General features: G+C 48.5%; 14 protein-coding genes. 3 read left to right on the top strand and 11 right to left on the bottom strand.

Features of this window, described 5'->3' with window-relative positions:
* Positions 1–85: 85 nt before the first annotated feature.
* The 9 genes from TW77_RS05820 to TW77_RS05780 all read right to left on the bottom strand — a co-directional run bounded on the left by TW77_RS05820 (position 86) and on the right by TW77_RS05780 (position 17,085).
* A complete protein-coding gene (locus TW77_RS05820; RefSeq protein WP_046004024.1) occupies positions 86–2,614 on the bottom strand; it encodes a TonB-dependent receptor plug domain-containing protein in 2,529 nt (842 codons plus the stop codon).
* Positions 2,615–2,802: 188 nt separating this feature from the next.
* Positions 2,803–3,870, bottom strand: a complete 1,068-nt coding sequence (locus TW77_RS05815) for a hypothetical protein (RefSeq protein ID WP_046004023.1) — start codon at positions 3,868–3,870, stop codon at positions 2,803–2,805.
* Between the two features lie 60 nt (positions 3,871–3,930).
* Positions 3,931–5,409, bottom strand: a complete 1,479-nt coding sequence (locus TW77_RS05810; RefSeq protein ID WP_046004022.1) for a hypothetical protein — start codon at positions 5,407–5,409, stop codon at positions 3,931–3,933.
* 11 nt (positions 5,410–5,420) lie between these two features.
* The gene (locus TW77_RS05805; RefSeq protein WP_052713054.1) at positions 5,421–6,293 is read right to left on the bottom strand and encodes a GEVED domain-containing protein; all 873 of its coding nucleotides are present in this window, start codon (positions 6,291–6,293) and stop codon (positions 5,421–5,423) included.
* A gap of 10 nt (positions 6,294–6,303) precedes the next feature.
* Positions 6,304–7,551 carry a hypothetical protein gene (locus tag TW77_RS05800; RefSeq protein WP_046004021.1) on the bottom strand — a complete coding sequence of 416 codons (1,248 nt, stop codon included), beginning with the start codon at positions 7,549–7,551 and terminating at the stop codon, positions 6,304–6,306.
* A 55-nt stretch (positions 7,552–7,606) separates the two neighbouring features.
* Positions 7,607–9,634, bottom strand: coding sequence for a Hint domain-containing protein (locus TW77_RS05795; protein WP_046004020.1), 2,028 nt, complete (start codon positions 9,632–9,634; stop codon positions 7,607–7,609).
* Between the two features lie 80 nt (positions 9,635–9,714).
* Positions 9,715–13,080 carry a M4 family metallopeptidase gene (locus TW77_RS05790; protein WP_046004019.1) on the bottom strand — a complete coding sequence of 1,122 codons (3,366 nt, stop codon included), beginning with the start codon at positions 13,078–13,080 and terminating at the stop codon, positions 9,715–9,717.
* A 379-nt stretch (positions 13,081–13,459) separates the two neighbouring features.
* Positions 13,460–16,087 (bottom strand): M4 family metallopeptidase, encoded by a 2,628-nt coding sequence (locus tag TW77_RS05785; RefSeq protein WP_046004018.1) that lies wholly within the window; start codon positions 16,085–16,087, stop codon positions 13,460–13,462.
* A gap of 365 nt (positions 16,088–16,452) precedes the next feature.
* A complete protein-coding gene (locus TW77_RS05780) occupies positions 16,453–17,085 on the bottom strand; it encodes an arylesterase (protein WP_046004017.1) in 633 nt (210 codons plus the stop codon).
* Between TW77_RS05780 and TW77_RS05775 the strand changes: the two genes are divergently transcribed.
* Positions 17,084–17,803, top strand: a complete 720-nt coding sequence (locus tag TW77_RS05775) for an ABC transporter ATP-binding protein (protein ID WP_046004016.1) — start codon at positions 17,084–17,086, stop codon at positions 17,801–17,803. The genes TW77_RS05780 and TW77_RS05775 overlap by 2 nt on opposite strands.
* Positions 17,793–20,294, top strand: coding sequence for an ABC transporter permease (locus TW77_RS05770; protein ID WP_046004015.1), 2,502 nt, complete (start codon positions 17,793–17,795; stop codon positions 20,292–20,294). Before TW77_RS05775 ends, TW77_RS05770 begins: the two co-directional genes overlap by 11 nt.
* 64 nt (positions 20,295–20,358) lie before the next feature.
* Here the strand turns inward: TW77_RS05770 and TW77_RS05765 are convergent, their stop codons facing one another.
* Positions 20,359–21,147, bottom strand: coding sequence for a penicillin-binding transpeptidase domain-containing protein (locus TW77_RS05765; RefSeq protein ID WP_046004014.1), 789 nt, complete (start codon positions 21,145–21,147; stop codon positions 20,359–20,361).
* 76 nt (positions 21,148–21,223) lie between these two features.
* On the bottom strand, positions 21,224–22,090 hold the full coding sequence (locus tag TW77_RS05760; RefSeq protein ID WP_046004013.1) for an AraC family transcriptional regulator: 867 nt from the start codon (positions 22,088–22,090) through the stop codon (positions 21,224–21,226).
* A gap of 375 nt (positions 22,091–22,465) precedes the next feature.
* On the opposite strand from TW77_RS05760, the gene TW77_RS05755 reads away from it, so the two are divergent.
* On the top strand, positions 22,466–25,438 hold the full coding sequence (locus tag TW77_RS05755; RefSeq protein WP_046004012.1) for a TonB-dependent receptor: 2,973 nt from the start codon (positions 22,466–22,468) through the stop codon (positions 25,436–25,438).
* The last annotated feature ends 12 nt before the right edge of the window (positions 25,439–25,450 follow it).

The following is a 25,450-nucleotide window of genomic DNA, read 5'->3' as shown; positions in this document are numbered from 1 at the left end:
TCAGTCCACCTTTGCAAAACATGTGCTTGCACGTTAAGGATAAAAAAAGAGAGGGGTGACTCTGGTTAGTCACCCCCAATTGTGGTTAAAAGCTGAAGCTCACCTTAGCGTAGTATGTCATACCGTCAAAGCCATAGGGCAAAGCGCGCAGCGGGTAGCGCATAGCACCATTGGTAATGAAGTTGAGTACTTCATCATCGCCCAGTTCATCCGGCGTTTCATCAAACAGGTTATCAATACCGGCAGACAGGTTAATGTTGTCGGTCAGCTGATAACCCATATTTACGTCAACCAGAACGGCAGATTCAACCACACTGGTTTGTTGCCAGCTGTTGGTGGGCGACAGGAAGTCTGGCAGTACAATGTGTCCACCTGCAAAGTAACTGACCTCGGTTTTACCGAAGTAGTTAAAGCGTAGCAGCGCATTCCAGTCGTCTTGCTGATAATCAAAGGTCAGCGTTGCCCTTTCTCTTGGCTGACCATGAGTCAGGAATGAGCGTCTTTGTTGATCCAGAACGATGCCCTCAGGGATCCCCTCAGGTGCGTTAACCTTATCAATTTCTGTCTTATTTTTATTGGCGGCAAAGGTAATGTCCAGTTCACCACTGGCAACGGCCGTCGAATAAGACGCGATGAAATCCACCCCACGGGTAGTTGAATCCAGCGAGTTGGAGAAAAAGTTACCCTGTACCGCGCCGGTGGCGGTCAGCGCAGTGTTAGCCGCCGGGAAAGCATCTAGCTCATCGCTGTTGACGCCAATGAAGCTGCCCAGGTTGATCCGGTCGTAAATCTTGATCTGATAGAAGTCCAACGTAACAGAGAGGTCGCTGCTAACATCCCAGGCCAGACCCAGGTTGTAGTTGTCAGAGGATTCCAGCTTCAGGCCATCTACCCCCAGTGCTGCCGGAAATGGTGAACCAGCGGTTGCGGTATAAGAGGTTGCCAGCGAGCCATCGCCACCCAGTGTGGTGGTGAAGGCAGTGTAACCAGACTGCTGTAAGGACGGCGCCCGAAAACCCGTCGAAGCCGCCGCACGCACTGCCAGATCTTCGCTCAGTTCATAGCGGGTTGCCAGCTTCCAGATAGTGTCATCGTTTGAGTCAGAGACATCTTCGTAGCGTAGCGCCGCGCTTACCAGCCAGTCTTCACTGAGCAGCGTTTCAGCTTCTACATATAAAGCATGGCTGGAGCGCTCCGCTTTGTTGGCTGCATCCGGTCTGAGCCCCTGATAAGCCTGAAAACCACAGTCGGCAAAAATTTCCGCATCAATCACAGACGGGAAAGAGCGGTTGGAGTTAGATAAACCACAGGCATAAGAGGCCACTTCACCTGGGACTATCTGATAATTTTCCTTACGGTATTCGGCCCCCACAGACAGATAAATCGGCTCGCCACCGTCTATATCAATAATGCCGCTGATATCCAGGTTGGTCGTCCACTGATCGAATCTGAACCCCCCTGAGTAGCCGCCTCTGGGTCCGGCATTGCTGGCAATGTCCTGGGCCGATGCGTTGGGGTTATTCGCCAGGTATTCAGCAGCATAAGAGGCATTAATGGTATTGGATGACGAATAGTCGTACTGGTTTTCGCCGTACACACTGGATACATCGAACGCCCAGTCTGGGTTGATATCGCCTTTGAGGCCGATTGCAAAGGACAGGTCTTCAGCTTCGTTATCTATCCTGGGTAAAAAGCCATCGGGGTATACCTGAGGGATGTTTCGCTCCGCACGGTTAAAATCCCGATAAAAGCCATTGCCCAGTGCCGTTCGGTTCGAAAAACCCGCGAATGAATAGAGCTCTTTGTCACCGACCGGTAGCGCAGCGTTATAAAACACCGACATAAATTCGCTCTCTGAGTTACCCTGACGCCAGCGTACCTCATCAGATAGGCTACCCGGGGCAATGGTCGAGGAGCCACCGGTATCACGCTCGGCCCGGTTGGTGCCGTCAGCATCGCGATATTCCACAGAGACGTTAATAAAGCCGCCCTGCGTGCCCAAATCAAAACCTCGGTTCAGGCCCAGAGAATAGGTATCACCGTCGCCCTCGCCAGTCGACCCTGCCTGCACAAAACCGGTGGTGACGCCGGTGCTGTCGTTCAAAGAAAGGTTAATAACGCCCGCTATGGCGTCTGAGCCATAACGCGCCGCGGCACCGTCTCTGAGGATCTCAACATTTTTCAGCGCCATCATAGGAATGGAGTTCATATCTGTGCCGGCTGCGCCAGCTCCTACTGTGCCTGACAGGCCAAATATGGCCTGAGTATGACGGCGTTTACCGTTGATCAGCACCAGCGTTTGGTCTGGCTGCAGCCCTCGCAATGTTGCCGGGCGGAACAGATCAGAGCCATCCGAAACCTGAGTTCGGCTAAAGTTAAACGAAGGGGCGATGGATTGCAGGCTCTGGCCTAATTCAGTAAAGCCACCTTTGTTGAGCTGATCTGTATCTAGTATGTCTATCGGAGAAGTCGACTCGGTTGCAGTCCGGTTGGATACCTTAGAGCCCAGTACCGAGATCGTTTCTATGTTTTGTTCGTTAGATTGTTCTGCCATCGCGGCGGAGCACGCAAAGAGTGCCAGTGCAACTGGCGAAAGTTTAATAGTCGTTGTCATCACTTCTACTACTCTGTTGATGTTATGTCATTATTTTTTGTTTATTGAGCAGACGTTGACATAAATCAAATTTGAGTGCAATCGGATTGGACCAAAGTAGAACATGAATTTTATTCAATTAGAGGTGTAAAACTCACCAAAATGGCATAAAAAAACCAGTCATTTCGGTGAGAAAAATACATGCCTGTTTACGACCCACACTGACTTAACCAGGGCGACGTCAGGCAGGTTTGGCGTAGCGTTTCGGCATCACTGAGGGCAATCTGAGCGGCTTCATATTGAGCCTCCAGTGCCGGTTTTTCAGCTTCACTTGCCACCGCTAAGAACGCTTTGGCACGCTCTAAGTGTCTGACCGCTTCACCGTACTGATGCTCAGCCCAACGCCAGGTTGGTTCATACAGGGTATTACTCATCACAGATGCCCAGTCAGCGGCACCATAGTGGCCTGAATCCTGAAAGCTCTTGACCACAAAGCTGCGAGGCACTTTGCCTAAGTCGGCCAAATCCAGCATCAGGCCATTGGGGTCGAAACTATACGCCACGAGCTTTTCCAGTGTTTGCAGGCAGGGGGTAATGTTACCTCCACGGCAATAGGTGGGTTGCTCGCTGAGCTGTTGCTGCAGTTTGGCTGGTAATGGCCCATTTGAGTTAACATCGACGCTGAATACCGCATTTTCGGCATACTTTTCGATTTCTTTGACCTTAGTGATGGTCTTTTTGAAAAACAGTAAACGTATCTTTATTTTGATCACAAAGCGTTTGTAATCTTCTTCGGTTTTGAAGTGCAGCCGGGTGTTGACAAACAGATCGCGACCATAGTTGACCTGATAGACAAAGTGGCTGCCGCAGTCTTTGAGATCCACGCCCGCTTTTACCTGGCGGTCTTCCAAAGTGCTATAGCCTTCATCAAACTTAAGATGAAGCTGCGATGTGAGTGTACGCTGATCGGTGGCATTACGATGTGTCATAGAAGTCGATACACTGCCGGCGATAATAAACAGATTAACACCGCCATGTACCTCTCCGAATGTACGGCGTTTGATCAAGGTCTCGTCAACGCGCTGGAAATAATCCAGGCTGCCGCTGAGTTCATTATGTAATACCGGTGTGCCTTGCAGGCATGCATTATTGAGCTGATGCATGTTTGGGTCAAAAGCCCGGCCCAGGTCATTGGCACCGACTTTTTCACTGTAATAGATTTGGCTATGTGCTGCGAAAGTGCACCCCAGAGCCAGTAAAGGTAAAAACTTTTTCATATCCGCTCCCTGAAAAGAAATCGCAATGTGCGCAGGCACATTGCGATTAATTATGGCAGGTTATTGCGCAAACGCTGTACCGTAAGTGGTCAGAGCGCCTTCACATAAACGCCAGTTCAGGATCCCACGGGCCGGGGCTGTGACGTCGATGAAAGTCGGGGCCCAGCGCATGTTTCTGAAGCGGGCGCTTTGCTCCTCAGTAACGATACCGGCACGCACGGCTTCTTGCCTTGCCAGTTCGCACTGTTTCCAGTCCTGCTGATCATTACTTGGCAGTTGCAAGTCAGTCACATTGTAGGTGGCCGGGCAGTTTTTACCGCGCTGCACACAGGCACTCTTCATTTCCTGAACCTTGTTTTCACACGCGTAACCAAACGGGTTGTCGCGGCAAAACTGGGCAGCATTAAAGAAGAACCAGGCATTGTCATAGGCCAGATCTTTGATCTGCTCTACAGCCAGGCGTTGTGACACGGGCAAGTAGGCATAGTAGCTGTTGAGCAGCTTGTCGGCACGTTGCTCATCCAAAATAGCCTGCTTGAAATCATCTTCAAGTTCACTGATCAGCCATTTTGTTGCATTTCTGACTATCTGATACTCAGGCACTAAGGCGCGCAGCGCCAGTGAGGAGTTCTCGTAACGCGTAGTGTAGTAACGCACCACATTGTAGTCGCTCAGTGAGTTGAGCTGCGAGTTGAAACCAGACTTGGCATACTTCACGGCTTCATAGAACATATCAAAGCATGGCTCTGGGTTGTCCAGTGAACAGGTGATGATGTTGTTTGGGATAATGGTTAGCAGCTGCTTAGGATCGCCCCCTTGCTGGATGGCGCGTACCGTGATCTTCACTGACGATTTGGTTTCGTCCTTCAGGTATCTCAGCTGACCGCCCACGTTGAATACACCCCCATATAAATCAACATCCAGATAACCGCCGATGTCAGATTTGTCTTGGTTGCTTCCGTAATCGATCTTAAGGTTGACCAGTACGTTTGCGCCGTATTCAACACCGGTTACAAACTCATCGCCAACCAAGGTTTGCAGTTTGGTCTGATGATTGTTGGCAACATCACTGCCCACTTGAGACAGGGTGTAGCCCTGGTTTTGATCTTTAGGTAAGAACAGGCGCTTTTTCGGCGTGCTCGAGGCGCTAAAGGTGTATGAGCTGGAGTAAGTGCTGGAAGCCATTTCTTTGGCCAAAGAAGCACCGGCCGATACTCTTACTACCGGGAAGTTGACGTCGACATCCACACTACCATTTAAGGTATTAAGCATGTCGTCATAGCTCATATCAATGCCGGTTTTAAACTTGAGTTCGGTATTACCAAAGGTCTCATCAATGACACCTGCGACAGGCTGTACATTAAGAAAGCGTTTCTTTTGGCTGTCATACGCTGTACCCATGGCCACATGATCGTTGATCAGGCCCGAGATCACAGAGCCTGACAAGTTGGCGCTTGAAATGTTCGCCTCTTTTTCTTGCGCAGCAAGGCTTTGTCCTGTCATTGCCAGTGCAAAAACAGATAAATAAATAGGTTTCATATCATCTTTCCTTAACGAACCGTTACAAGGTAGTCTTCGACTTCACCATATTGAATACGGGAGCAAGCGTTGTCTGAGCCACCACCTGCATCGGTTGCAATGCGCATCAATGTCGTGCCCTCGGGAACATCTGCCGGAATGTCCATGGTAAACTTGAATACCCCATCTGATGCAGATTTGTAGACCATTTCACTGTTATCCAGCTGACCATTGTGATCCCAGTCAACCCAGACTCGTGCAACGACGTACGAAGGAAAATCAGGTTCCAGATTGCCCGGCGTGATAGAGACCTTGACGCTTCGGTTTGCAGGCAAGGTAACCACTTTACCTGATACCATAGTGTGTGCTTTGGTGCCTGATTGATGCTCGAAGTCTTCAATGGTGACTTTGGAGATCCATTCCCATTCATTATCAAGGCTGGCATTGTCACAGTAGCTATGTGACAGCACCGTCGTTTTCAGTGCCACAGGCTGATACTCTGGCGGCATAAGTGTACATGCCTGATTATCACTGGTGCCTGCAACCCAATCATACGGATTGCTGAAATCTTCATTCGCAAAGGTCACATACTGTGCTTTGCCCGCAGCGATTTTATCTGCCGACAGCCACAGCTCTTTGAGCTGGCGTAGTTTTTCTTCTTTGCTGACAATGTCGCGGGTATCAAACATTTGCTCCCACAGTTCAACGAGTAACCCGTCGTAGCATTTTTGCATCCAGGCGAATCTGCCCTGAGCCTCTGTCACCGTGAGCATGTCGCCAAGCTCGCTATAACGGGCGGCTTGCAATTGGGCATCGCTGAGATCCTGTGCCTGTGCTGTGGCACCCAGCAAGGGTAAAGCCAGGGCGGCAGACACAATCGATGTGCTTATAGAAAACTTTTTCATAATGGTATCCTTACTTTAATACGTCGCTGATAGCGCTGTAGTCGCGATAGTAAGCTAAGTTACCCGACTCGTAGTCGAGGCAGTAATTGCCTTCAGGATTGCGCTCACAGTAGTCGACCATATCTGCAAACAAGTTGGCATTGGCGCGACTGGATGTTTCTATTTCTTGCAGTTGATTCAGCTGCTCTGCGTTAAACTGTGCAGCATAGTAGCGCTGAAGATTTTTCGCCCTGCGGTAAGTGAGTCGCTCTTCAATCCAGCGGGAGGTCAGCTCTTTAATAACGAGCTTGGTCAGATAGTTGACCTGGGTATAGCCCGCGTCCGGGATTAACTGCTGCAAACCCGCGCCAGAATCCAGATATTTTGTGACATAGCTGTCAGTGATGTTGTAATCATCCAGAGAGTTAAACTGGTTGATGTAATCTGATTTCAAGTAGTTCACAGCGGCTTCGAACAGGTTGAAGCAAGGCTCCGGGTTCAGCAGCGTGCAACGCATAATGCCATTTGGGATGATGTTCAACAGCCGGTTTGGATCGCCACCGCTCTGATAGCCGCTGATGGAAATCTTAACGGACTGTCTTTTCTCTTCATCAATCTTTTGTAGCTGGCCATCAACCTTGACCTTACCTATCCAGTCAACACTGAGGTAGCCACCGATCTGTCGTTTGTCTTGCTCATTGCGATAATCAATTTTCATGTTGATCACGACGTTGGAGCCATAGGCAAAACCCTGCACAAAGCCATCACCCAGGTTTGCTGCTTTGTTACCCGGATAAGCTTGCGCCAGCTCAATGGCTGCCTGTGTTGGCTGGTAGCCTTGGTCTGAACTTGGCATTAAGATGCGAGACTTAGGTTTGACTGACGAATACACGGTATAGGTACCTGTGTAACGGTCTGCGCTGATATCTTTGGCATAGTTTGCGCCCGCATCAACGCGCACAGCCGGGAATTTAAAGCCGGCATCGACCTTACCGTCGATAAGTTTGAGCGCCTGTTCATATCTGAGATCAACGCCGACGCGAAAGTCGATATTGGTATTGCCCAGATGCTCAACGGCCATGCCTTGTACAGACTGAATGCCCAGTAAGACATCGCCTTTACTTTGATGTGCGGTACCAAGCGGCACCAAATCTATGCTTTTTGCCTCTGCTGAAAGCGAGGCTAATTCGCTGAGTTTCTCTGGCGTTTTGGTTGCCTGCGCGAAGGCCTGGGATGTCGATAGTGCCAGCGCAAGGCAAATGAATTGATTTTTATTCATTGTATTCACTCCGTGAAGAGGCCCCCTATAGAGGCCTCACTGGTTTGTTTCCTGCTTACTGAATGCTGTTTAGGTAATCTTTGTGCCAAGCTTCAGGAATTCGATTCAGGACGTCTTGTGTTGTTTCCACTTCATCCTCAAATTCATTGTCACTTTGCATTGCCAGATCGCCCACCTGCAGGCCATTTGCAAACATTGAGAAAGTCTCACCGGTAATGTGCTTTGGATCGTCCGAGGTACGAGCCAGTTTGAGGTTGTAAACATTGTCCTCGTATTTCACTTGCTCTATTTTGGTGACCAGCTCCAGGCCATTGGTGGTGTGAATACGGTCACCTTGCTGAACCTTGTTGGCCCAAGCCGAGACGCCAGATTGAGTGACCACAGGGTGTGATTCAGTGAGCAGCAGCTCTTTGCCTGAATCTGTGGTGATCTTGATCATAGGTAAGGCTTCAACACCAATTGATACGTCTTTAATTTCAAGCGGCATGTGTGAGTTAGGTGCAAATTGACTTGCGCCAAGTACCAAGTCGCCAACCTGTAACTGCTCGATTGGCAATTGCTTGCCATTAGCCAGCATGATCATTGAGCCTTTTGCCAGGCAGCTGTAAACCATCTGCATAGGCGGGTGATCAATATCGGTCCAGGTTTGTTCTTCAGGCATGTCTGTGCTGCCCACAACGTAGGTAAAATTACGCAGACGTTTTCTGCCACGCATTTCTTGCTCAACTTCAACCGACAGGTTCATGATCCAGTGTGCATCGGCATAACGGCCGTAGAGAGTTGCATCGCCAAATACCCCTTTTGAGCGTGGGATATTCCATGAGATTCGGGTGTAGTCGTAGACGTTGTCACCGACTTGCTTTTGCATATATTTCAGTGAAATGTGATCAGAGAAAAGGTGCTCTGAGCCCTGGTATCCGCCTAACTTAGACGCACCACCGCCTTCTTTCGTTTGAATGAAAATTTCGGTGCCATGGTACAGGCCCATCGGTTGGGTGCCAGCAGGCTTGATGGCATAGCTTGGGTTACCATTGGCGTCATAAGTGACGTCTTTGGTGCTCCAGTCAGGGCGATAGATTTTGGTCACTTTACCCATGACATCACGAAAACCAGAAAACGGTACAAGTACCTTTAACTGATCATTAGGCGTGCCGTGAGGGTAGACGGCGTCGTAGTCACAGTCAGCGTATTTGCGGTTCAGGCAGATTTTGATCCGATCCAGTGTTGAGTCTGCGTTGATCTCTTTTAAATCAACCGGGTTGGTGACGGCACTTTCCAGGATCGCACCTTGCTGGATCGTCGGCATAGATGACGAAGGAAGTGCTTCAGTCCATGCTTGCGTTGACGCGGTGGCGTGTTTTAGGTTTTGGCTGGCTGAAAGCGCGCTCTGATAGCCCAATTCAGCCAGCAGAGTTTCTTTAGAATATTCAACAACGGTGTTTTTGTCTTCTGCAACTTCATTGCCATTTTCATCGATATACACCACAGTCACCCAGGCATCAGCGAAAATTTGCTCTGCGGCGAGCAGTCTTGGCATGATATCGCTGAGCTTACCAAGCGACGCTATATCCATACGCTTTTTGGAAATCCCTTCACCATAGTACTCAGCAAATCGAGGAATGGTGATGTCCTGACCATTTTCGTCAATCAGCGCAATGTCGATAAAGGTATAAGTGGTTGATGCCACTTCACTGTTAATGGCTGAGATCATCACATACTCAGTGCCAGACGCGTCCTTAACGGCTCTCAACCCCATGTGTTTGAAAAACGAACATACTTTATCAGCGTTACAATTTGCGCTGATACTATTGTTCAGGCTGCTAAGTTGCTCTGTCTGAGCTGCTTTGAGCCCAAATTTCTTTGCCTGCTCGCGTTTTTCCAGCAGGTTGAACAAATGCGGGCGATTGCTTTTATTAAGACCATGCTTGCTCAGTCGTTGTTGTACTTTTTCTGCACTACTCAATGTCTGAAATTCTAAAGCAGACTTAGGTAAAGCGGTGCTATTTGCGGACAAAGGGCTCGCGACACTGGCAAGAGAAGCCCCTCCCAGAGCAGCGATAACTGCTAGGCTAACAAGTTTCATAAAGTTTCCTTTTTGAGTGGTTTTACGAGGTAGCTCGTAGGCAAAGTGACCTTTGCCTACATTACTGCGAGCGGTTTTAGTTAATAGCGGGTGACATTGATTTTCAGATCTTCAATTTCACCATAATTAAATCTGTTACAGGCGTCTGATTTATAGTCACTGACTGGCGCTTCTTCTAACTTGGCACGTAATACAAACCACTTTGACCAGTCCCAGGTGCTGACATTTGGAAGGGTAAGTGATTTTGTAGCGCTGATCCGGCAATATTCTGAACCGGAAACCGTTGTGCACTGGCTGTTGTCTATCCAGTAGTTATAGTTCGGGTCATTGTCTAACCCGGATTCAGATGGGGCGAACTCATTGTTGCCGTCTGCATCCAGCCAAATGGTAAAGCGCACATCGCGGTTGCCATTTTGCAGTAAGTTTTCGGCAGTTGTGCGCGGCATTAAGTTGGTCATAATTTCAGCACTCAGATAGGTTCTTCTTTTGATATCTGTATTGCTGAGCTTAGTCAGGCTGTAACCGTCACGGTTGAACCCTGTGGCTGAAGGTACGTTGGCAATCAGTGTTGAGTAATTGAACAGTTTCATGTCGTCAATATAGATAACATCGGCATTAGCGCCATCACTGATTTTGGCTGGACACGCGTCTACGGGATCCAGTGAGATGCGAGTTTGCTTGGTATCACTCTCACTCTGATCGGCATACTGTATTTGCAGTGATACATCAAACTGACCGCCGTTGGTGGGGTAGTCAATTATCCCGGGATCTTTTGCGGTACTGGTACGATTATCAAACCCGAATTGCCAATAGAATTGCGGACTTTTAGCGTCATTGACCTGAGAGGTGTTAGTGAATTTGACCCGGTTGCCATCAAGATACTGGATCTCAAAATCAGAGAGCAGTGGCAGATTCTTAGAATCGACGTCCAACATGACGTCAACGACCTGACCATGGTCTACTACACCACATGCGTTCAGGAAAGAGTAGTCGGTGTCGTTGCTGACAATGGCAATGCGCAGTAGGCCAAGCCCGGTGCTGGTGGCTTGATCAAGTGTGAAGTTAACACTATTACCTGCGATGTTCTGATTAGAAATCAACGCTTCATTGCTTTCCATTAGCCCGTTTTTGTTGGCGTCAAAGAACACAGAAATCAGTTTGCCACTGAGATCTTGTGCAAAGCTCAGCGTGTGCGTACGCGATTTGGCAATAGGAAGTGGAGTGTCAAGTTGAGCTTTATATCCGGCATTGAGTCCTGAGAAGGTGGTATTGCTGATGGAGATAGCGCTGGTGTGTAATACCGCATTATTCATGTAAGGCTCACAACGCAATGCCGCCGGGCGACTATAGAAGTGATTGTAGGCCGACTGAGTTGCGATGTCCCCGTTTTGCTCTGTGGTGGCTATTTTGATGGCGAATCGGATCAAGGTATCTTCAGCAACCTGGTTGCTGCGCTCTAGATAGGGGTAGATAGGTTTATTGCTACCTCGGTACCAACTGTCAGTCTGACCATCTCCCCAGTTTACGTATATGCTGCTGATGGTGTTATGGTCAATATGGCTAATATCATAACTGGCCTGGTTGTAGTTAAGCCATACATCGGCGTCCAGGGTGGACAGTCCAATGCCGGTTGAAATGCCGACTCCAGCCAGGCTGTTTGAGATGTCCGACTCTATCTCGTTCTGAGATTTATTGCCAACCTGAAGGTGGGCGGACTGATCGACCAGACAAAAGCCGAATTCATTTAAAGACATGCCCGAGAATACGCAGCCCGATGTGTTGGCGCGTAAAAATAATCGATAAGCTTGTTGAATCGTCCAGCCCTGCGTTTTAACCAGTTCATAAAACGCTTTTCTCAGCACGCCTCCGTTGTCATGTCCGGTTTTGGCGGTGGTAAAATCTTTGACGTGATCTATGCTTCTGCCATCCCAGGAAGGTAATTCAAAGAAACGTGCCGCTCTATCTTGTGGGAATACATCCCAGCCATACCACCACTTGCGGTTTTTAGTGTACAACCCGGGTTGCTCGGTAAATTGATCGGCGAATGCCTGAGACTGGGTGTAAGCGCCAGATGCGGTATGCTGATAATAGTCGAGTATTGCAATCGCAGAGATATCGGATAGCCCTTCGTTAATTGCACTGTCGACGCCTTCTCTTCCCAGCCCTGAGTTCCACTCGGTAATAGCATGGGCGATTTCATGAGCCGCTATACTCATACCGGTCAGAGCAAAATACTCATATCCGCCATTGCCTGAGCCATAGTTAACAAATTCACCATCCCAGGAAGCGGAATTAGTACCAAAAATGGTGTTTCTGTTTACTTTCTGGGAAAGTGATTTCATGCAGTAACCGTTGTTGTCACAGTCAAGGCTTTGTTGTGGGTATAAATCCTTTAGCTGTGTGTGGAAGTACTGCATAACCAGACCGGCATTAAAGTGGGCCTCGTTTGCCGGGCTATAGCTGTAGTAGGCGTCAAATGTCTGGTCAATCTCGCGTTTAACAAAGTTTTCGTTATTCGTCTGACAGACATAAGAAACCGGCGTTGTTTCAGAAACCGCTGCATCGTACGTCACCACATAAGGGTTATCTAAAATACAGTTGTTGTTTTCTTTTTTAACAATGAATGGGTAGCCATTAAATTCAGAAAAAATAGCGTGTTGGCTAAGCTCTTCAAATCTGAGCTCGGCACCTTTAGGCGCAATTTCATCAAACTGGTAATTGGTACAGTTTTGCATACTGTCAGGACTGGGGGAGTAACATATTGCGCCCAGCTTATCGTTCCCACCTATGCCTCCACCTGCTACGTAACCTGCGTTTTTCAGCGACTGCTGAGAAAAAGCAAATGACATGTTGTGGGATTGGGAGATGAGTGACAGGTCGTTTGCGTGTAGCTGTATTTTCTCTTTTTTATCTTTGAATGTTGCCAGTACTTCAATGACCGGAATTAACGTATCGCTTTTTAAAATAAATGCTTTTTCAAAATGATATTTGGCAACACCACTTAGCGTTGGCAGCGCTTCAATATGCTGGCTTAGCTGACTCGGTGTCATAGTATGATACTGGGCCTGCTCCTGAAGTGCCGCTCCTGTGATCAGGTTACCCATCGCCTGGCGGATTTCTCCTTGGTTGTCGCGCACAATCACCAGGTTACTTGATAGTACCGGGTAATTTCCGACATAAGCTCGATAGTGTTCATAGACAGTGGGCGCATTCGTTCTTTTTGTTAATTTATAGTGAACTTTGTGTGCCTTGTTTTCTGTAGTTAGCCTGTCTGCTTCAAGTGTTGACGCTGTAAGTGGTTCAGCGTGATTTTCTGAAATAACCTGCTTCAGGTCACCCCACAAGAATTGCTTGTTATGCAGTGATTGAGATTTGATGTCAGCGAGTGCACTGGAAATGGGCAGCGCAGCAACACCTAAACCAAATAAGTACCCCAAATGTTTCATGCAGTTTGTCCTTAATGAGTGTCAATAGATGGCCTTATATGGCCTTAATTAGTAGGAAAACTCTAATACTAGTATCGATAATATATGAATTAAATTAATTGTTGCAAATGTTTATTTTATGTTCTCTTTATGTTTATTTTGGGTTTGTTTTGAAGTGTGCAATAGTTCAGGGGGGAGCGCCTTCCCATGTCATTGTTTTTGTTTCTACAGCGTAAGAAGTGGTTAATTGTGAATTGCGAACCCTGAAATAAAAAATTCCTGATTTTGTAATCTTTATAGTGCGATAATTCTGTTAAAGACAGTGGCGCAGGGGAGAGCCTGATCTACTGTTGCAGCAATGCGTAGATCAAGCTCTTGATTTCAAAGTCAGAGAAGGGGGTTATCGCTGCGTTGGATTTTCTGCATTACCAGGTTGATTGTTAAAGCCAAAGTGCCCGCTGTTATTTGGCTGCCTGGCCTGATCAGCGGGGCTGTTATTGGTGAATTTCACGCGATTTTCGTCCAGTACTTGGTAGGTGAAATCGGCAATGATAGGTAGGTCAGGCGAGTCTGCGTCGATTATTACATCAATGACCTGGCCATCATCAACAACCCCACAGCTGTCGAGAAAAGAATAGTCAACATCTGCAATCGCAATCCGCATCAGCGCAATGCTGGAGGGCGTGCTGTTGTTGAGCTCAAAAGACGCAGTATTGCCAGAGATAGTCACGTCGTTGAGTAAATGTTCAGTGTAAGCAAACTCGCCATTTTTATTCATATCATATAACACCGTTAACTTTTTCCCGCTTAAGTCTTTATCGAACGTCAGGCTGTAAAGGCGGTTTTTGGCTAACGGAATACGGGTGTCAACGGCTGAGGTGTAGTCGTTCGATATAGAAGGTATCTCATGATTAGCTATCTTCAGACTACTTGTGTGTACTTTAGGTGCATTCAAATAGGGTGGACAGTTAACATTGGCTGGGCGGCTGAAAAAGTGGCGGTAAGCCGAGCGCGTTTCTCCCCCTGTTAGCGTGACATTGATAGCGGCTCTGGCCATTGTATCGGCGGGAAGCTTATGTATCTTTTGCAAAAAAGGGTAAACAGGCTGGTTGTCGCTGTTGCGCCAAACACTCGTTGTACCATCGCCCCACTGTGCACTGATCTGTTCAATCGTATCGGCAGTTAAGTGGCTGATGTCATAACTTAGCTCATCATAGCTGACCTGAGTATTGGCTTCGAGGGTGGATAGATTAGTGTCTGCGACTATCCCGACACCCAGCAGGACATCAACGACATCTTCTTTGCGTTGTGAGGCGCTCTTGTCTGCGATCTCAATGTGTTCGCTCTGCTGGGCTACGCAATAGCCAAATTCATCCATACTCATGTTGGGAAACATGCAGCCTGAAGTATTTGCGCGTAACAAGACTTTAAACGCGTCTTGAATTGACCATTGTTTCGTTTTTACCAGCTCATAAAATGCTTTGCGTAACACACCGCCATTGGCATGTTCTGTTTTGGCCAGTGAAAAGTCGGCAATATGGTCAATACTGGTGCCATCCCAGGAAGGCAGCTCATAGAAACGCGCGCCGTTATCCTGATAAATGGCGTCCCAGCCAAACCACCATTTGCGGTTTTGACTGTATTGTCCGGCTTGGTCCTGAAATTGCTTAATAAAGGCCTCTGTTTGAGTATATGCACCGCTTGCGTTGCGTTCAAAATAATCCATGACTGCGATAGCCACCAGATCTGAAAAACCTTCATTGATCGCGCCATCAATGCCATCAGAACCAATCCCGGCGTTCCAGCTGTTAATGGCATGGCCGATTTCATGTGCCGCAATGCTCAGGGTTGCGAGCGAATAAAAATTGTAGCCATCACCGGAGCCATAGTTGACGTATTCGCCATCCCAGAATGCTCTGTTGGTACCATAAATCGTATTGCTATGGACCTTTTGCTTGAGCGGCTTTATACAGTACCCGCTGCTGTCACACGCTGAGGATTGTGATGGATACAGCTCGGCAAACTGTTGATGAAAAAATTGCATGACCAGTCCGGCATTAAAGTGCGCCTCGCTGGCATGACTGTAGGTAAACCAGGTGCTAAAGTTTTGAGTAACCGCCGCAGAGTCGAAGTTTTCATTGTTCGCACCGCAAGCGTAAGAAACTGTTTGGGTGTGGTCCCTGGCATCAAAAGTGCTCAGGTAGGGGTTTTCCAGCCGACAGGTATTCCCATCTTTGTTTACGACAAGCGGAAAACCGCTAAATTGAGCAAAAATAGCATTCGGATCTGTGTCTGAAAAATGTAACCGAGCACCCATCGGGGCGTATTCATCATAACGATATTCAGTACATGCCTGCATGCTGTCTGGCTGTGGCGAGTAGCAGATGGCACCCAGTTTTTCGTTACCGCCTATTGCGCCGCCTGCCACGTAATTGTTCGTGAGCGTTGGTGAGAAAAAAGAAACAGAAGACTGGCGTTGCATTAGGTCACCAGTGGCATTATCCAGCACCAATTGTTCCCGGTGACCTTCATGGTTTAACTGTAACACAGTGACACTCAACAGCTTACCTTGATTAAGGACATAAGCCTGGGCTGAATTTTCAATTTGTGGTTGCTTCCCTTCATACAGCGCTGAGATATGTACAACAAGGTCCTGCTGAAGTGTCGCCGCGTTGTTCGCCAGCTCTATATGACCTCTCAGTAATTTCCCCATGCTCTGTACGATGTCGCCTTTGGCGTTGCGTGCAATCACCAGAGTGCTGTCCAGTACCGGTTTACCCTGAAAATAGGCGCTATAGTGTTCGTATTGTGGCTGTTCACCGACCACTTTTTCCAGTCGATAAATAAGCCCAGAGTTTGAATGTCGCGCTGAATCTGTCGTTTCCTGAATGCTTACTGAGTTTGCTGTTGGCAATTGCTCCCACAGGTGCTGTTGATTCAGAAGCGGATGGGATTCGATGGTGGCTGAGGCCTGCGTACAGCTCAGCAGCAGTGAACCCGCGCCAAGTAAAGTGCCAAGGCATTTCATACAATGATCCTTATCTATTACAGTACTATTTAGATTAAAGAGTTTTAGCTCTTAATCGATGGCTCATGATAGTCATTTTCATTGAGTGTTTTAAAGTCTTGTTTTTAATTGGTTTTGTTCTTGTTGTACAGTTTGTTTTAAGTATGCAATAAGCGCGTGGAAGGTGTCTTCCCAAGTTAATGTTTTTGCTATTTCAGTGGCAAAGTCACGCCGTGAGCATTAAGTAAAATGAAAGAAATATTTGCTAAGCTAGATTGTCTTTAAAGTGTCGTAATTTGGATAAAGTCAGTGATGGCACAGAGGCTTGACCTACTTTTTTGCTATAACGCAGATCAAGCTCATCATTTTCAAGGCAGAAAAAGCGATTATTGTGCGGTGTGTGCAAGCCACCTGGCGATGCGCTCATACATAAAGTCGCGGATTACGGGCTGCGCTTTGGCATTGGGGTGCAGGTTGTCGTTTTGCATCAGGCTGCGATCTGCCGCGACGGGCAGCATAAAGTAATCCATCAGGTAAGCCTCAGTCTGCTCTGCGACCAGCGGATAGCTGTCGGCAAACAAAGTGCTGTAGCGTTTGCCATAGTTGGGTGGGATCTGGATCTGCATTAGCGCGACTTTGGCACCACTGGCCTGGCTTTTTTCGACCAGCTCGCGTAAATGTTTGCGGATCAGCTTAGGCGGAAACCCGCGCAGGCCATCGTTGGCGCCCAGCTCTATGAGTACATGGCTGGGCTGGTGGCTTTCAAGTTGCTTATCGATAGTCAGCAGCGCGTTATCTGTGGTTTGTCCCGAGACACTGGTATTGACCAGAGTGATCGCTTTTTGCTCTGTCTCGTATTTATTTTGTAACAAATTAACCCAGGACGGTGCTTGTTTGAGACCATAACCGGCGCTTAAGCTATCACCAATGATCATAATTTTGGTATCGTTGGCGCTTGCTTTTAATACGAAAAGTGTGCCGAAGATCAATACCACCAGTTGTAGGAAAAATCGCATCATGTCAGTGCTTTCTCAGTTAAATATTATTCATGTTAAGGAGTTGGGTAAAACCGTCAGTACCTTTGAGGGTGACCTCACTATCCTTAGCGATATCAATTTTTCTGTCAAGTCAGGGGAGTCGGTGGCTGTGGTTGGCACTTCTGGCTCGGGCAAATCAACCTTACTCAGCTTGCTGGCAGGGCTCGACATTGCCAGCAAGGGGGAAGTCTATCTCGATGGAGAAGCGCTTCATCAGCTCAATGAAGAGCAACGCGCACGCCTCAGAGCTGAAAAAGTCGGCTTCGTGTTTCAGTCATTTATGCTGGTACAAAGCCTGACTGCACTGGAAAATGTGATGCTACCTGCGGAACTGGCGGGTGAAAAAAATGCCAAAGAGCAGGCCCAGGCACTGCTAGAAAAAGTCGGGTTGGCACATCGGGTAGGGCATTATCCCTCACAGCTTTCCGGTGGCGAACAGCAACGTGTGGCTATTGCGCGTGCATTTATTGGTACGCCAAAAATCCTCTTTGCCGATGAGCCTTCGGCCAATCTGGACTCTAAAAATGGTCATTTAATTGAAAGCTTGTTGTTTGATCTGAACAAGCAACATGGCACCACGCTCATTCTGGTCACCCATGATGAGGACCTGGCGAAACAGTGTGACCGCATTATTCACATTGAGGGCGGTCAGCTGGCAAAGATCCGTGACGGAGAAGGAGTAGCGGTACATGTGGGCTAAACTGGCGCTGAGGTTATTTTTTCGCGAGCTGCGTCGAGGTGAGCTGACCATCATTTTTGCAGCCATCTCACTGGCGGTACTGACGGTATTTAGTTTAAGTTCAGTGACCGAGCGGATCCGACTCAATATCGAACAAAAGTCTGCGGACTTCATTGCGGCAGATCGCCGCCTGTCCAGTAACCATGAACTGGATGAAAACTATCTTAAAGTGGCGCAGGACTTTGGTCTCAGAACGGCGCAAAACATCTACTTCGACTCTATGTTATTCGCAGGCGATGAGCTGGTTTTAGGGTCAATCAAAGCGGTCAGCAACAGCCATCCGTTGCGCGGTAAAATCACCCTTAAAGACGCACTTGAGGGGGAGCAATACGAGGTTGCAGCTGCGCCCGCTCAGGGGGAAGCCTGGCTCAGTGAGGGACTGTTTTATACTTTGGGCCTCAAAGTTGGTGATCAGGTTGAAATTGGTGCTGGCATGTTCAGTGTGACTAAAGTACTGGTGCAAGAGCCCGATGCCGCGTTTTTCTCTCTGGCTGGTAACAAACGTGTGTTGTTAAACATTGCCGATATTCCTGCAACTCAAGCCGTGCAGCCCGGCAGTGACGTGTTTTACCGGCTGCTGTTTGCAGGGGATGAGCAGCTGCTCAAAGACTATTACGTGTGGCTAAAGCCTCAGCTGAGAGAAAACCAAAGCTGGCAGGGGATCAAAGACCGCCAGTCTCCCTTGGGAGAAAACCTGGAGCGCTCGGAGCGGTTCTTACTATTGGCTGGTTTGTTTGGCATTATGCTGGCTGCTGTGGCTATGGCTGTGTCTGCAAAACGCTATTGTGAACGTCAGTACGACCCGGTCGCCATGATGAAAACCCTGGGCGGCAGTCGTCGCACTATCAAACGCATTTTCCTGATGCACCTGTCGCTTGTGACGGTCAGCTCCTTGTTGATTGGCCTGGCGATTGGTTATGGGCTTCAGGAAGTCGCCGTTGATTATCTCACCCAGTTTGTCGCCAATGAGTTGCCCGCGGCCGGGCCCAGACCCTGGTTGCTGTCGATTGCCATTGGTGTTGTATGCGCTCTGATGTTCTCACTCAAGCCTTTGCTGGACTTGTTTGATATCCCACCTTTGCGGGTACTCAGAAGAAGCCTGGGTGACAAACTGGCCGTAAGCCGGGTGCATATGGCGCTGTCGGTGGGTACCATTTTTATGCTGATGTGGCTATTCAGTGGCGACATCAAGACCACGCTGCTGCTGTTCGCAGGTACCGCAACATTAATGGGCGTGCTGTTTGGGTTATCCCGGGTGTTTTTCAGCGCTGGGCGTAAGCTGGGTCTGAGCCCGGGTAACAGCTGGTCGCTGGCGATTGCAACTTTGCAAAAGCGGGCCAACGCTAATGCCGTTCAGCTGATCAGCTTTGCGCTTGCCATCAAGCTGATGTTGTTTTTGTTTGTACTTAAAAACGACATGATCTCTGACTGGCAAATGCAGGTACCTGAGGATGCGCCCAATGCGTTTTTGATCAACATTGGCGAGCGTGATGTTGACCAGTTCAAACAATTTTTTGCTGAGCAGAACATTCACCACGAAGCGTTTTATCCGGTTTTCCGGGGGCGGGTCAATGCCCTGAACGGAGAGGCGTTTGCACGTCGGGTATCCAGACAGGAAGGTGAAGAGCAACAAGAGGATGCCCGCAGTGGCGTTGGCCGTGAGCTCAATCTGACCTGGACAGACACTTTGCCAGATGGCAACGAAATTCTTGAAGGGCAATGGTTTGAACAAACGGATGAATTACAGGTGTCGGTGTTTGAGGGCACGGCCGAGCGGGTTGGCATTGAGCTGGGCGACACCCTGACCTTTTTGGTCAATACTCAGACTTTCGAAGCGAAAGTAACCAGTATTCGCAGTGTGGACTGGGGCACACTCAAGCCTAACTTCGTGATGATCTTTAACTCTGCGATGGCACAGCGTCTGCCAGTGACCTATTTTACGGCAGCCAAACTGGAAGACAGTCATGTTCGCCCTATCAGCCGTAAGTTACTGCAGTACCCGACTGTCAGTATGATAGACATAAAGAACAACATTGCTCAGGTGCAATCGATGATAGCTCAGGTGTCGCTGGCAATTGGCTTTGTGCTGTCCATTGTACTTATCAGTGGGGCGCTAGTGCTGATTTCTCAGGTACAGGCGAGTCTGGCAGAGCGCATGCAGGAAGTGGTGATCCTGCGTACTCTGGGGGCAAGGGGAAGGTTGATTAAACTGGCAACCCTGTATGAGTTTTTGTTGCTGGGGGCGCTGGCCGGATTTGTGGCGGCTTTGGTCAGCGATGTCACCCTGTTTATTATCCAGCAGCAGTTGTTTGGTGTTGATGGGCGGTTACATCCGTATGTCTGGCTGCTGGGCCCGGCTTCGGGTGCTGCGTTTGTGGCCTTTATTGGCTACTTTATGGTGGCCCATACCATGCGACAAAATACTCAGGGATTATTGCGCAAGGTAGCCTGATAACCACGATTGATGCATCGCGGCTTGTGCTGTTACCGGCACAAGCCGCTTATATTTTTAATCTTTAGATAATGCCCATCTTATTTAACGTTGCTTTGGCGATTTCTACCCGGGTTGTAACGACTTCTTTAAAGTTTTTGGCATCCATGTTGAAAGCAAAATAATGACGACCCTGTTGGTTTTCGACCATGCCAACATACCAGCCTACGTACTTACCTTTGGCTACCGGGCCCGTGCCCGTTTTAGCATATAGCTTGCTGTTGGCCGTTTGTTCTTGTAAAAAAATCTTGCTGAATGCCTGATAAGTAGCAGGTTTTAACTTGAAAGCTTGTGCCTGCAAACGGCGTAAAAACTCAACCTGTTCAACGGCACTGATTTTTATGCTGCTGTTTAGCCAGAATTTGTCGTGTGGCCCGCTGATATCCCGATTACCATAGTTAAAGTCATCCAGGTACTTTTGCATGGTGGGTTTATCCAGCAGATTGGTCCAGGTTTGATACAGCGGCAAAGCGGAATATTTAAACGCGGCCTGTGGCGTGATTGAATCGGCGCGCCAGGCGTCAAACCACCAACTTTTTGCCGGGTAGGTCTGCAAGTCTATCTGATAACCCTGCCCGGGTTTGATGGTGTCGGTATCCAGCAGGATCAGGGTATTGGGAATTTTGTAGGTAGAGAATGGGGTGTACGCTTGCTGTGCTCTGGGCTGATTAATAAATTGCCATTGTTGCGTGTGCTCGCTGTAAACCGCCATGGTACAGGCTTGTCCATCCTGACAGGCCGGTTGTGTTGCGGGCGTGGAAAGAACACTGGCAGCAAGCAAAGGGGTTAACGAAAGAGAGGTCATCAGTGGCATGGGTTTGTCCTTAGTTATTATCGTTAGGTCGTGCCTATCATATGAACGCCCCCTTACTTTAACCTGAATTGTGATTTTAGATCAGGGCTTTTTGTTGCACCCGGGCGCGAAACTGGCTGGGCGTACACTGTTTGATAGCCAGGAACCGACGATTAAAATTAGACAGGTTATTGAAGCCACACTGATCGCTTATCACTGTGATGGGGGCCTTGGTTTTGAGTAGCAATTTACAGGCTTTGGCTATTCTGAGCTGGTTGATAAACTCAGTGACTGTGCATTCTGTACGCTTTTTAAAGAAGCGATGAAAGTGGTTGGTACTCATGTGAGCTTGCCTGGCGAGCAGCTCTGCGCTGAGTGACTCAGTGTAATTATCGTAGATATAGTTGATCACGTGATCAAACTTATCCTTTGCGGGGTCCAGCTGTTTCGCGTAGCTAAACTCCATGGAAGAAAGTGTCTGGTAAGGACTGTTCGCCATCAGGTTGAGCAGCTGGAACAATAAAATATAGCGCTCCAGCGGTGTGGCACTTTCCATCTTCTTGAATAGTTTTTCGCTTTTTTTGGCTGTTTTGTGATTAAAGCTGAGTCCACAGCGGGCATGCTCCAACAAGGTATGAAGGCCCTGTAATTCGGGGTTTTGTTGTAGCTGTTGTTGCAGCCACTGCGCGGGGATCTGTGCCACATGCACTAAGTGCTTACTGCCATCTGAGTTATCGCGAGACTGCCAGGTATGGGGGAGCTCCGGACCAAGTAGCACGAGGTCGTAATCACCATAAGAAGCAATGTAGTCGCCAATATGACACATACCCTGACTATTGAGTGTCAGGCAAATTTCATACTCGGGGTGATAGTGCCAGTTAAAGGGAATTTCTTCGAGCTGGTAAAGCCAGTATCGCCATGAACAATTTTGCGATGGAATGATTTTTTCACACATTGCTTTCATTGATCGCTCCTTAACGTTAGTCAGCTGATGGCTTGTTGCACGTTTTTTGTGCCAAATTGGTTCTGTTTTGCTATCTTCGCGCCTTCATTTATTAACAGTGATGTATTTCACGTATCTTGTAATATTATTCTATCCATTATGCTTAAAAAGGTACAAGTTATTAACATTATCAGCGGGAAAGTGTGCATAATGCCTGGGTAAAGCTGGTCATTAGGTTATGCACCTCAAAATGACAGCGCTGTTATCTGATAGATTTGTACCGATATGAGTTTGAAAATGCAAACTTATAAGTTACAAGCCTGTTCAAATAGGGAAAGTGCCTGATGATTATTTCACCAGGTGACCATCTTAATAATGCAGAATAAGAGGAAGAAGATGAAACACAGCAATGCAGCATTCAGATTGTCTCGCATTTCATTTGCGGTGACTGCCGCGGTGATCTCGAGCACCGCCTTTATTGCGCCGGTTCAGGCTGAGCAAGAAGAGTCAGTCGAAGTCATCGAAGTTCGGGGGATCCGAGCTTCGACTGAAAAGAGTCTTAACACTAAGCGCTTTGCGGATGGTGTTGTTGACTCTATCACCGCAGAAGACATAGGTAAGCTGCCGGACGTGACGATTGCGGATTCACTACAACGGGTTCCGGGTATCCAAATTCGCCGCAGTGCTGGTGAAGGTTCGACAATTAACGTACGGGGTATGCCTCAGGTAACCACGCTCCTTAATGGCGAGCAATTTCTCAGTGCGGGCTCCCTGACGACGGTTCAGCCAGACTTTACTGATATTCCATCGAGTCTGGTGGGGGCTATGGACGTGATGAAGTCGCCTACGCCGACTACGCTGGCCGGTGGTGTATCTGGAACGGTGGATCTGAAAACTCGTAAACCTTTTGATTTAGAGGAAGGGTTCAGCGGGGCGGCATTGATAGAAGCATCTCGCGGTTCTTATTCGAAAGAAACTGACCCCAAAACGATGATAGCGGCTGGCTATAACGCCGAGCGATTTGCCGTTTTGGCAACATTGACCAAAGATGAAGTAAATCTGGCTAACTATACTTACGGTTCTACGAATCATGGCTGGGGCTATGCACCTCAGGAAGCAGCTGGTTGTTGGTATTGCCCGGATGGCGACATCAATGGTGATGGTGATACTAATGACGCTGAGTTCACCTATGTTGGTTATGGCATGGTGAATCGCTTTACTGAACGTGATCGTACCGGTGGTAGTCTGAGTTTTCAGGCACAGCTGAACGATAACTTCGAACTGAGTGCGGATGTTTTTTATACCAAAATGGATGACGCCGATCGCCAGCGTGGCTTGATGGCTGATAACGCCTGGGGTGGTCACTGGGACTGGCAGGAGCAGCATGATGCAACCGAAAGAGGTAAAACGGCTGACGGTTACAATCTATACACTGCTCAGGATATAACGCTACATGCACCACGAGTGGTGGCGCACTCAGAAAGCCACACCAATGAGCGTGAATCGACCAACTATAACTTTGAGCTGACCTACAAAGGCGATGGCAACTTTTCGGGCAAAATGCGCCTGATCACGGCCGATGCGGAACGTATGCACACAGAAAACGTTGCCCAGGGCTATATGACCAGTGGTCTGGCACACAACCTTCGCCGCAATGAAGGCAATGGTCCGATTGCCGTAAACCCAGGCGGTTATGGTCCGGGTACGGTACCAGTCAGGCTGAATTACCAGGGTGACCATCCGGTGTTACTGCCACCCAGTGAATTACAAGGTGAAGTATTTGGCTCAAATATAAATCGCTATTCTGTGGTGTCGACTTATTCTGAGAACAACTTTAATGAAGACGCCAGCCTGGATATTTTTCGCCTGGACGGGGAATATATATTCGAAGATATGGGGCCACTGACAAAAATGAGCTTTGGTGCTCGCTTAGGTAACCGTGATGTCACACGTGAGCAGTATGTTTTGCTTGCACCCTTTAGTAACCCGGTGGGTGAGGGCAGTGTAGATGTGATGTGGAAAGATCAGGGCCTGGCCGCATTTGATACCGATGGCAGTGGTGGTGTACCCAGTGCTTCTGACGGTGATCTGACCATGGGCTATGACACTCCTTATACGTTCGATAAATTGCCTGATGGGTGGGTCCAGCAGGTATCTGACTTTGGTCCGGTGAATGGAGGAAGTTATTACTTTATCGACCCGCGCCAGCTTGACGACCCATTCGCGTTCCAGGATCAGCTTTATCCGGGCAACAAAAAAGGCGGCGTTCCGGGCAGTACTTATGAGGTTGAAGAAGAAACACAAACTCTCTACTGGCGTGGCGACTTCTCCAGCGATTTGTACACTGCAAATGTCGGTTTCCAGTACATCAAGACTGATCTTGAGATACTGCAAAATGTCGTTGGTGACTCAATTTGTGTAGGCTGCCCAGGTTCTGTTGCTGCGGACGGTGGAGACATTAATACCAACAAGTCGTTCAACGACTTTCTGCCTTCACTCAACCTGGCGGTTAACTTGAGCGATGACCTGATCTTCCGCTCAGCCTGGGGTAAGACCATGACGCGTCTGGACTTAGGTGCGATTGCGGGGGGTTTGCAGGTGAGCCGCTCACGTGCTGGTGATGACCTGGCTGCTCGGGAAGGTATTTCTCCGGATCTGTTGATTGCAACCAACGCATCCATGCAGGGCAACCCTGAACTGGAGCCATGGCGCGCATCCAATGTCGATCTGGCGCTGGAATGGTACTTTTCTCCTAGCGCATTGGTGAGTCTGGGCGTTTTCAAGATTAAGCTAGACTCATTTATTGAAACCAGCACCTGGAAAATGCCGCTGGCTGATGCAGATGGCGTGGTACGTCGCGAGGTCAACGTAACTGGTCAGGTTAATGGCCAGGGTGGCACGATTGAAGGGGCTGAATTTACGTATCAGCAGGCATTTGACTTCCTGCCAGGGTTCTGGAGCGGATTTGGTGCGGCATTTAACTACACCTATTCAGACAGTGAAAGTGGCCGGGTAGATTTTTACGGAGATGCTCTGCCGTTGGAAGACAACTCAAAAGAGTCTGGTAATGCTGTGCTTTGGTATGAAAAAGATGGCTTCCAGTTCCGCTTAGCTGCAAACCACCGTTCTAAGCGTCTGGCTCAGGTTACGACCACAGGCGGCATGGGTGATACGGCTATCTGGACCGAACCGACCACTTATCTTGATGTTTCAGCCAGCTATGATGTCACGGATTACCTGACCGTGTATATGTCGGGCAGTAACCTGACAGAAGAATACGAATCCAACTATGCACAGTGGAAGGACAACCGTATTTCACAGAACGTTTATGAGCGCCGTCTGACACTGGGTGTCCGCGGCCGCTGGTAATTCTCCCTCAGG

Origin of the sequence: Pseudoalteromonas rubra (genome assembly GCF_000967655.1) — a bacterium.
In the GTDB taxonomy this organism is placed as follows: Bacteria; Pseudomonadota; Gammaproteobacteria; order Enterobacterales; family Alteromonadaceae; genus Pseudoalteromonas; species Pseudoalteromonas rubra_A.
Note: the sequence above shows the minus strand (reverse complement) of the source record. Positions and strands in the feature narration are given on the sequence as shown.

What these genes read in the sequence shown, in the direction of transcription:
- TW77_RS05795 (WP_046004020.1), bottom strand. Translation starts at nt 9,634, where the DNA reads ATGAAACTTGTTAGCCTAGCAGTTATCGCTGCTCTGGGAGGGGCTTCT.
- TW77_RS05765 (WP_046004014.1), bottom strand. Translation starts at nt 21,147, where the DNA reads ATGCCACTGATGACCTCTCTTTCGTTAACCCCTTTGCTTGCTGCCAGT.
- TW77_RS05805 (WP_052713054.1), bottom strand. Translation starts at nt 6,293, where the DNA reads ATGAAAAAGTTTTCTATAAGCACATCGATTGTGTCTGCCGCCCTGGCT.
- TW77_RS05760 (WP_046004013.1), bottom strand. Translation starts at nt 22,090, where the DNA reads ATGAAAGCAATGTGTGAAAAAATCATTCCATCGCAAAATTGTTCATGG.
- TW77_RS05775 (WP_046004016.1), top strand. Translation starts at nt 17,084, where the DNA reads ATGTCAGTGCTTTCTCAGTTAAATATTATTCATGTTAAGGAGTTGGGT.
- TW77_RS05815 (WP_046004023.1), bottom strand. Translation starts at nt 3,870, where the DNA reads ATGAAAAAGTTTTTACCTTTACTGGCTCTGGGGTGCACTTTCGCAGCA.
- TW77_RS05770 (WP_046004015.1), top strand. Translation starts at nt 17,793, where the DNA reads ATGTGGGCTAAACTGGCGCTGAGGTTATTTTTTCGCGAGCTGCGTCGA.
- TW77_RS05755 (WP_046004012.1), top strand. Translation starts at nt 22,466, where the DNA reads ATGAAACACAGCAATGCAGCATTCAGATTGTCTCGCATTTCATTTGCG.
- TW77_RS05785 (WP_046004018.1), bottom strand. Translation starts at nt 16,087, where the DNA reads ATGAAATGCCTTGGCACTTTACTTGGCGCGGGTTCACTGCTGCTGAGC.
- TW77_RS05780 (WP_046004017.1), bottom strand. Translation starts at nt 17,085, where the DNA reads ATGATGCGATTTTTCCTACAACTGGTGGTATTGATCTTCGGCACACTT.
- TW77_RS05800 (WP_046004021.1), bottom strand. Translation starts at nt 7,551, where the DNA reads ATGAATAAAAATCAATTCATTTGCCTTGCGCTGGCACTATCGACATCC.
- TW77_RS05790 (WP_046004019.1), bottom strand. Translation starts at nt 13,080, where the DNA reads ATGAAACATTTGGGGTACTTATTTGGTTTAGGTGTTGCTGCGCTGCCC.
- TW77_RS05810 (WP_046004022.1), bottom strand. Translation starts at nt 5,409, where the DNA reads ATGAAACCTATTTATTTATCTGTTTTTGCACTGGCAATGACAGGACAA.
- TW77_RS05820 (WP_046004024.1), bottom strand. Translation starts at nt 2,614, where the DNA reads ATGACAACGACTATTAAACTTTCGCCAGTTGCACTGGCACTCTTTGCG.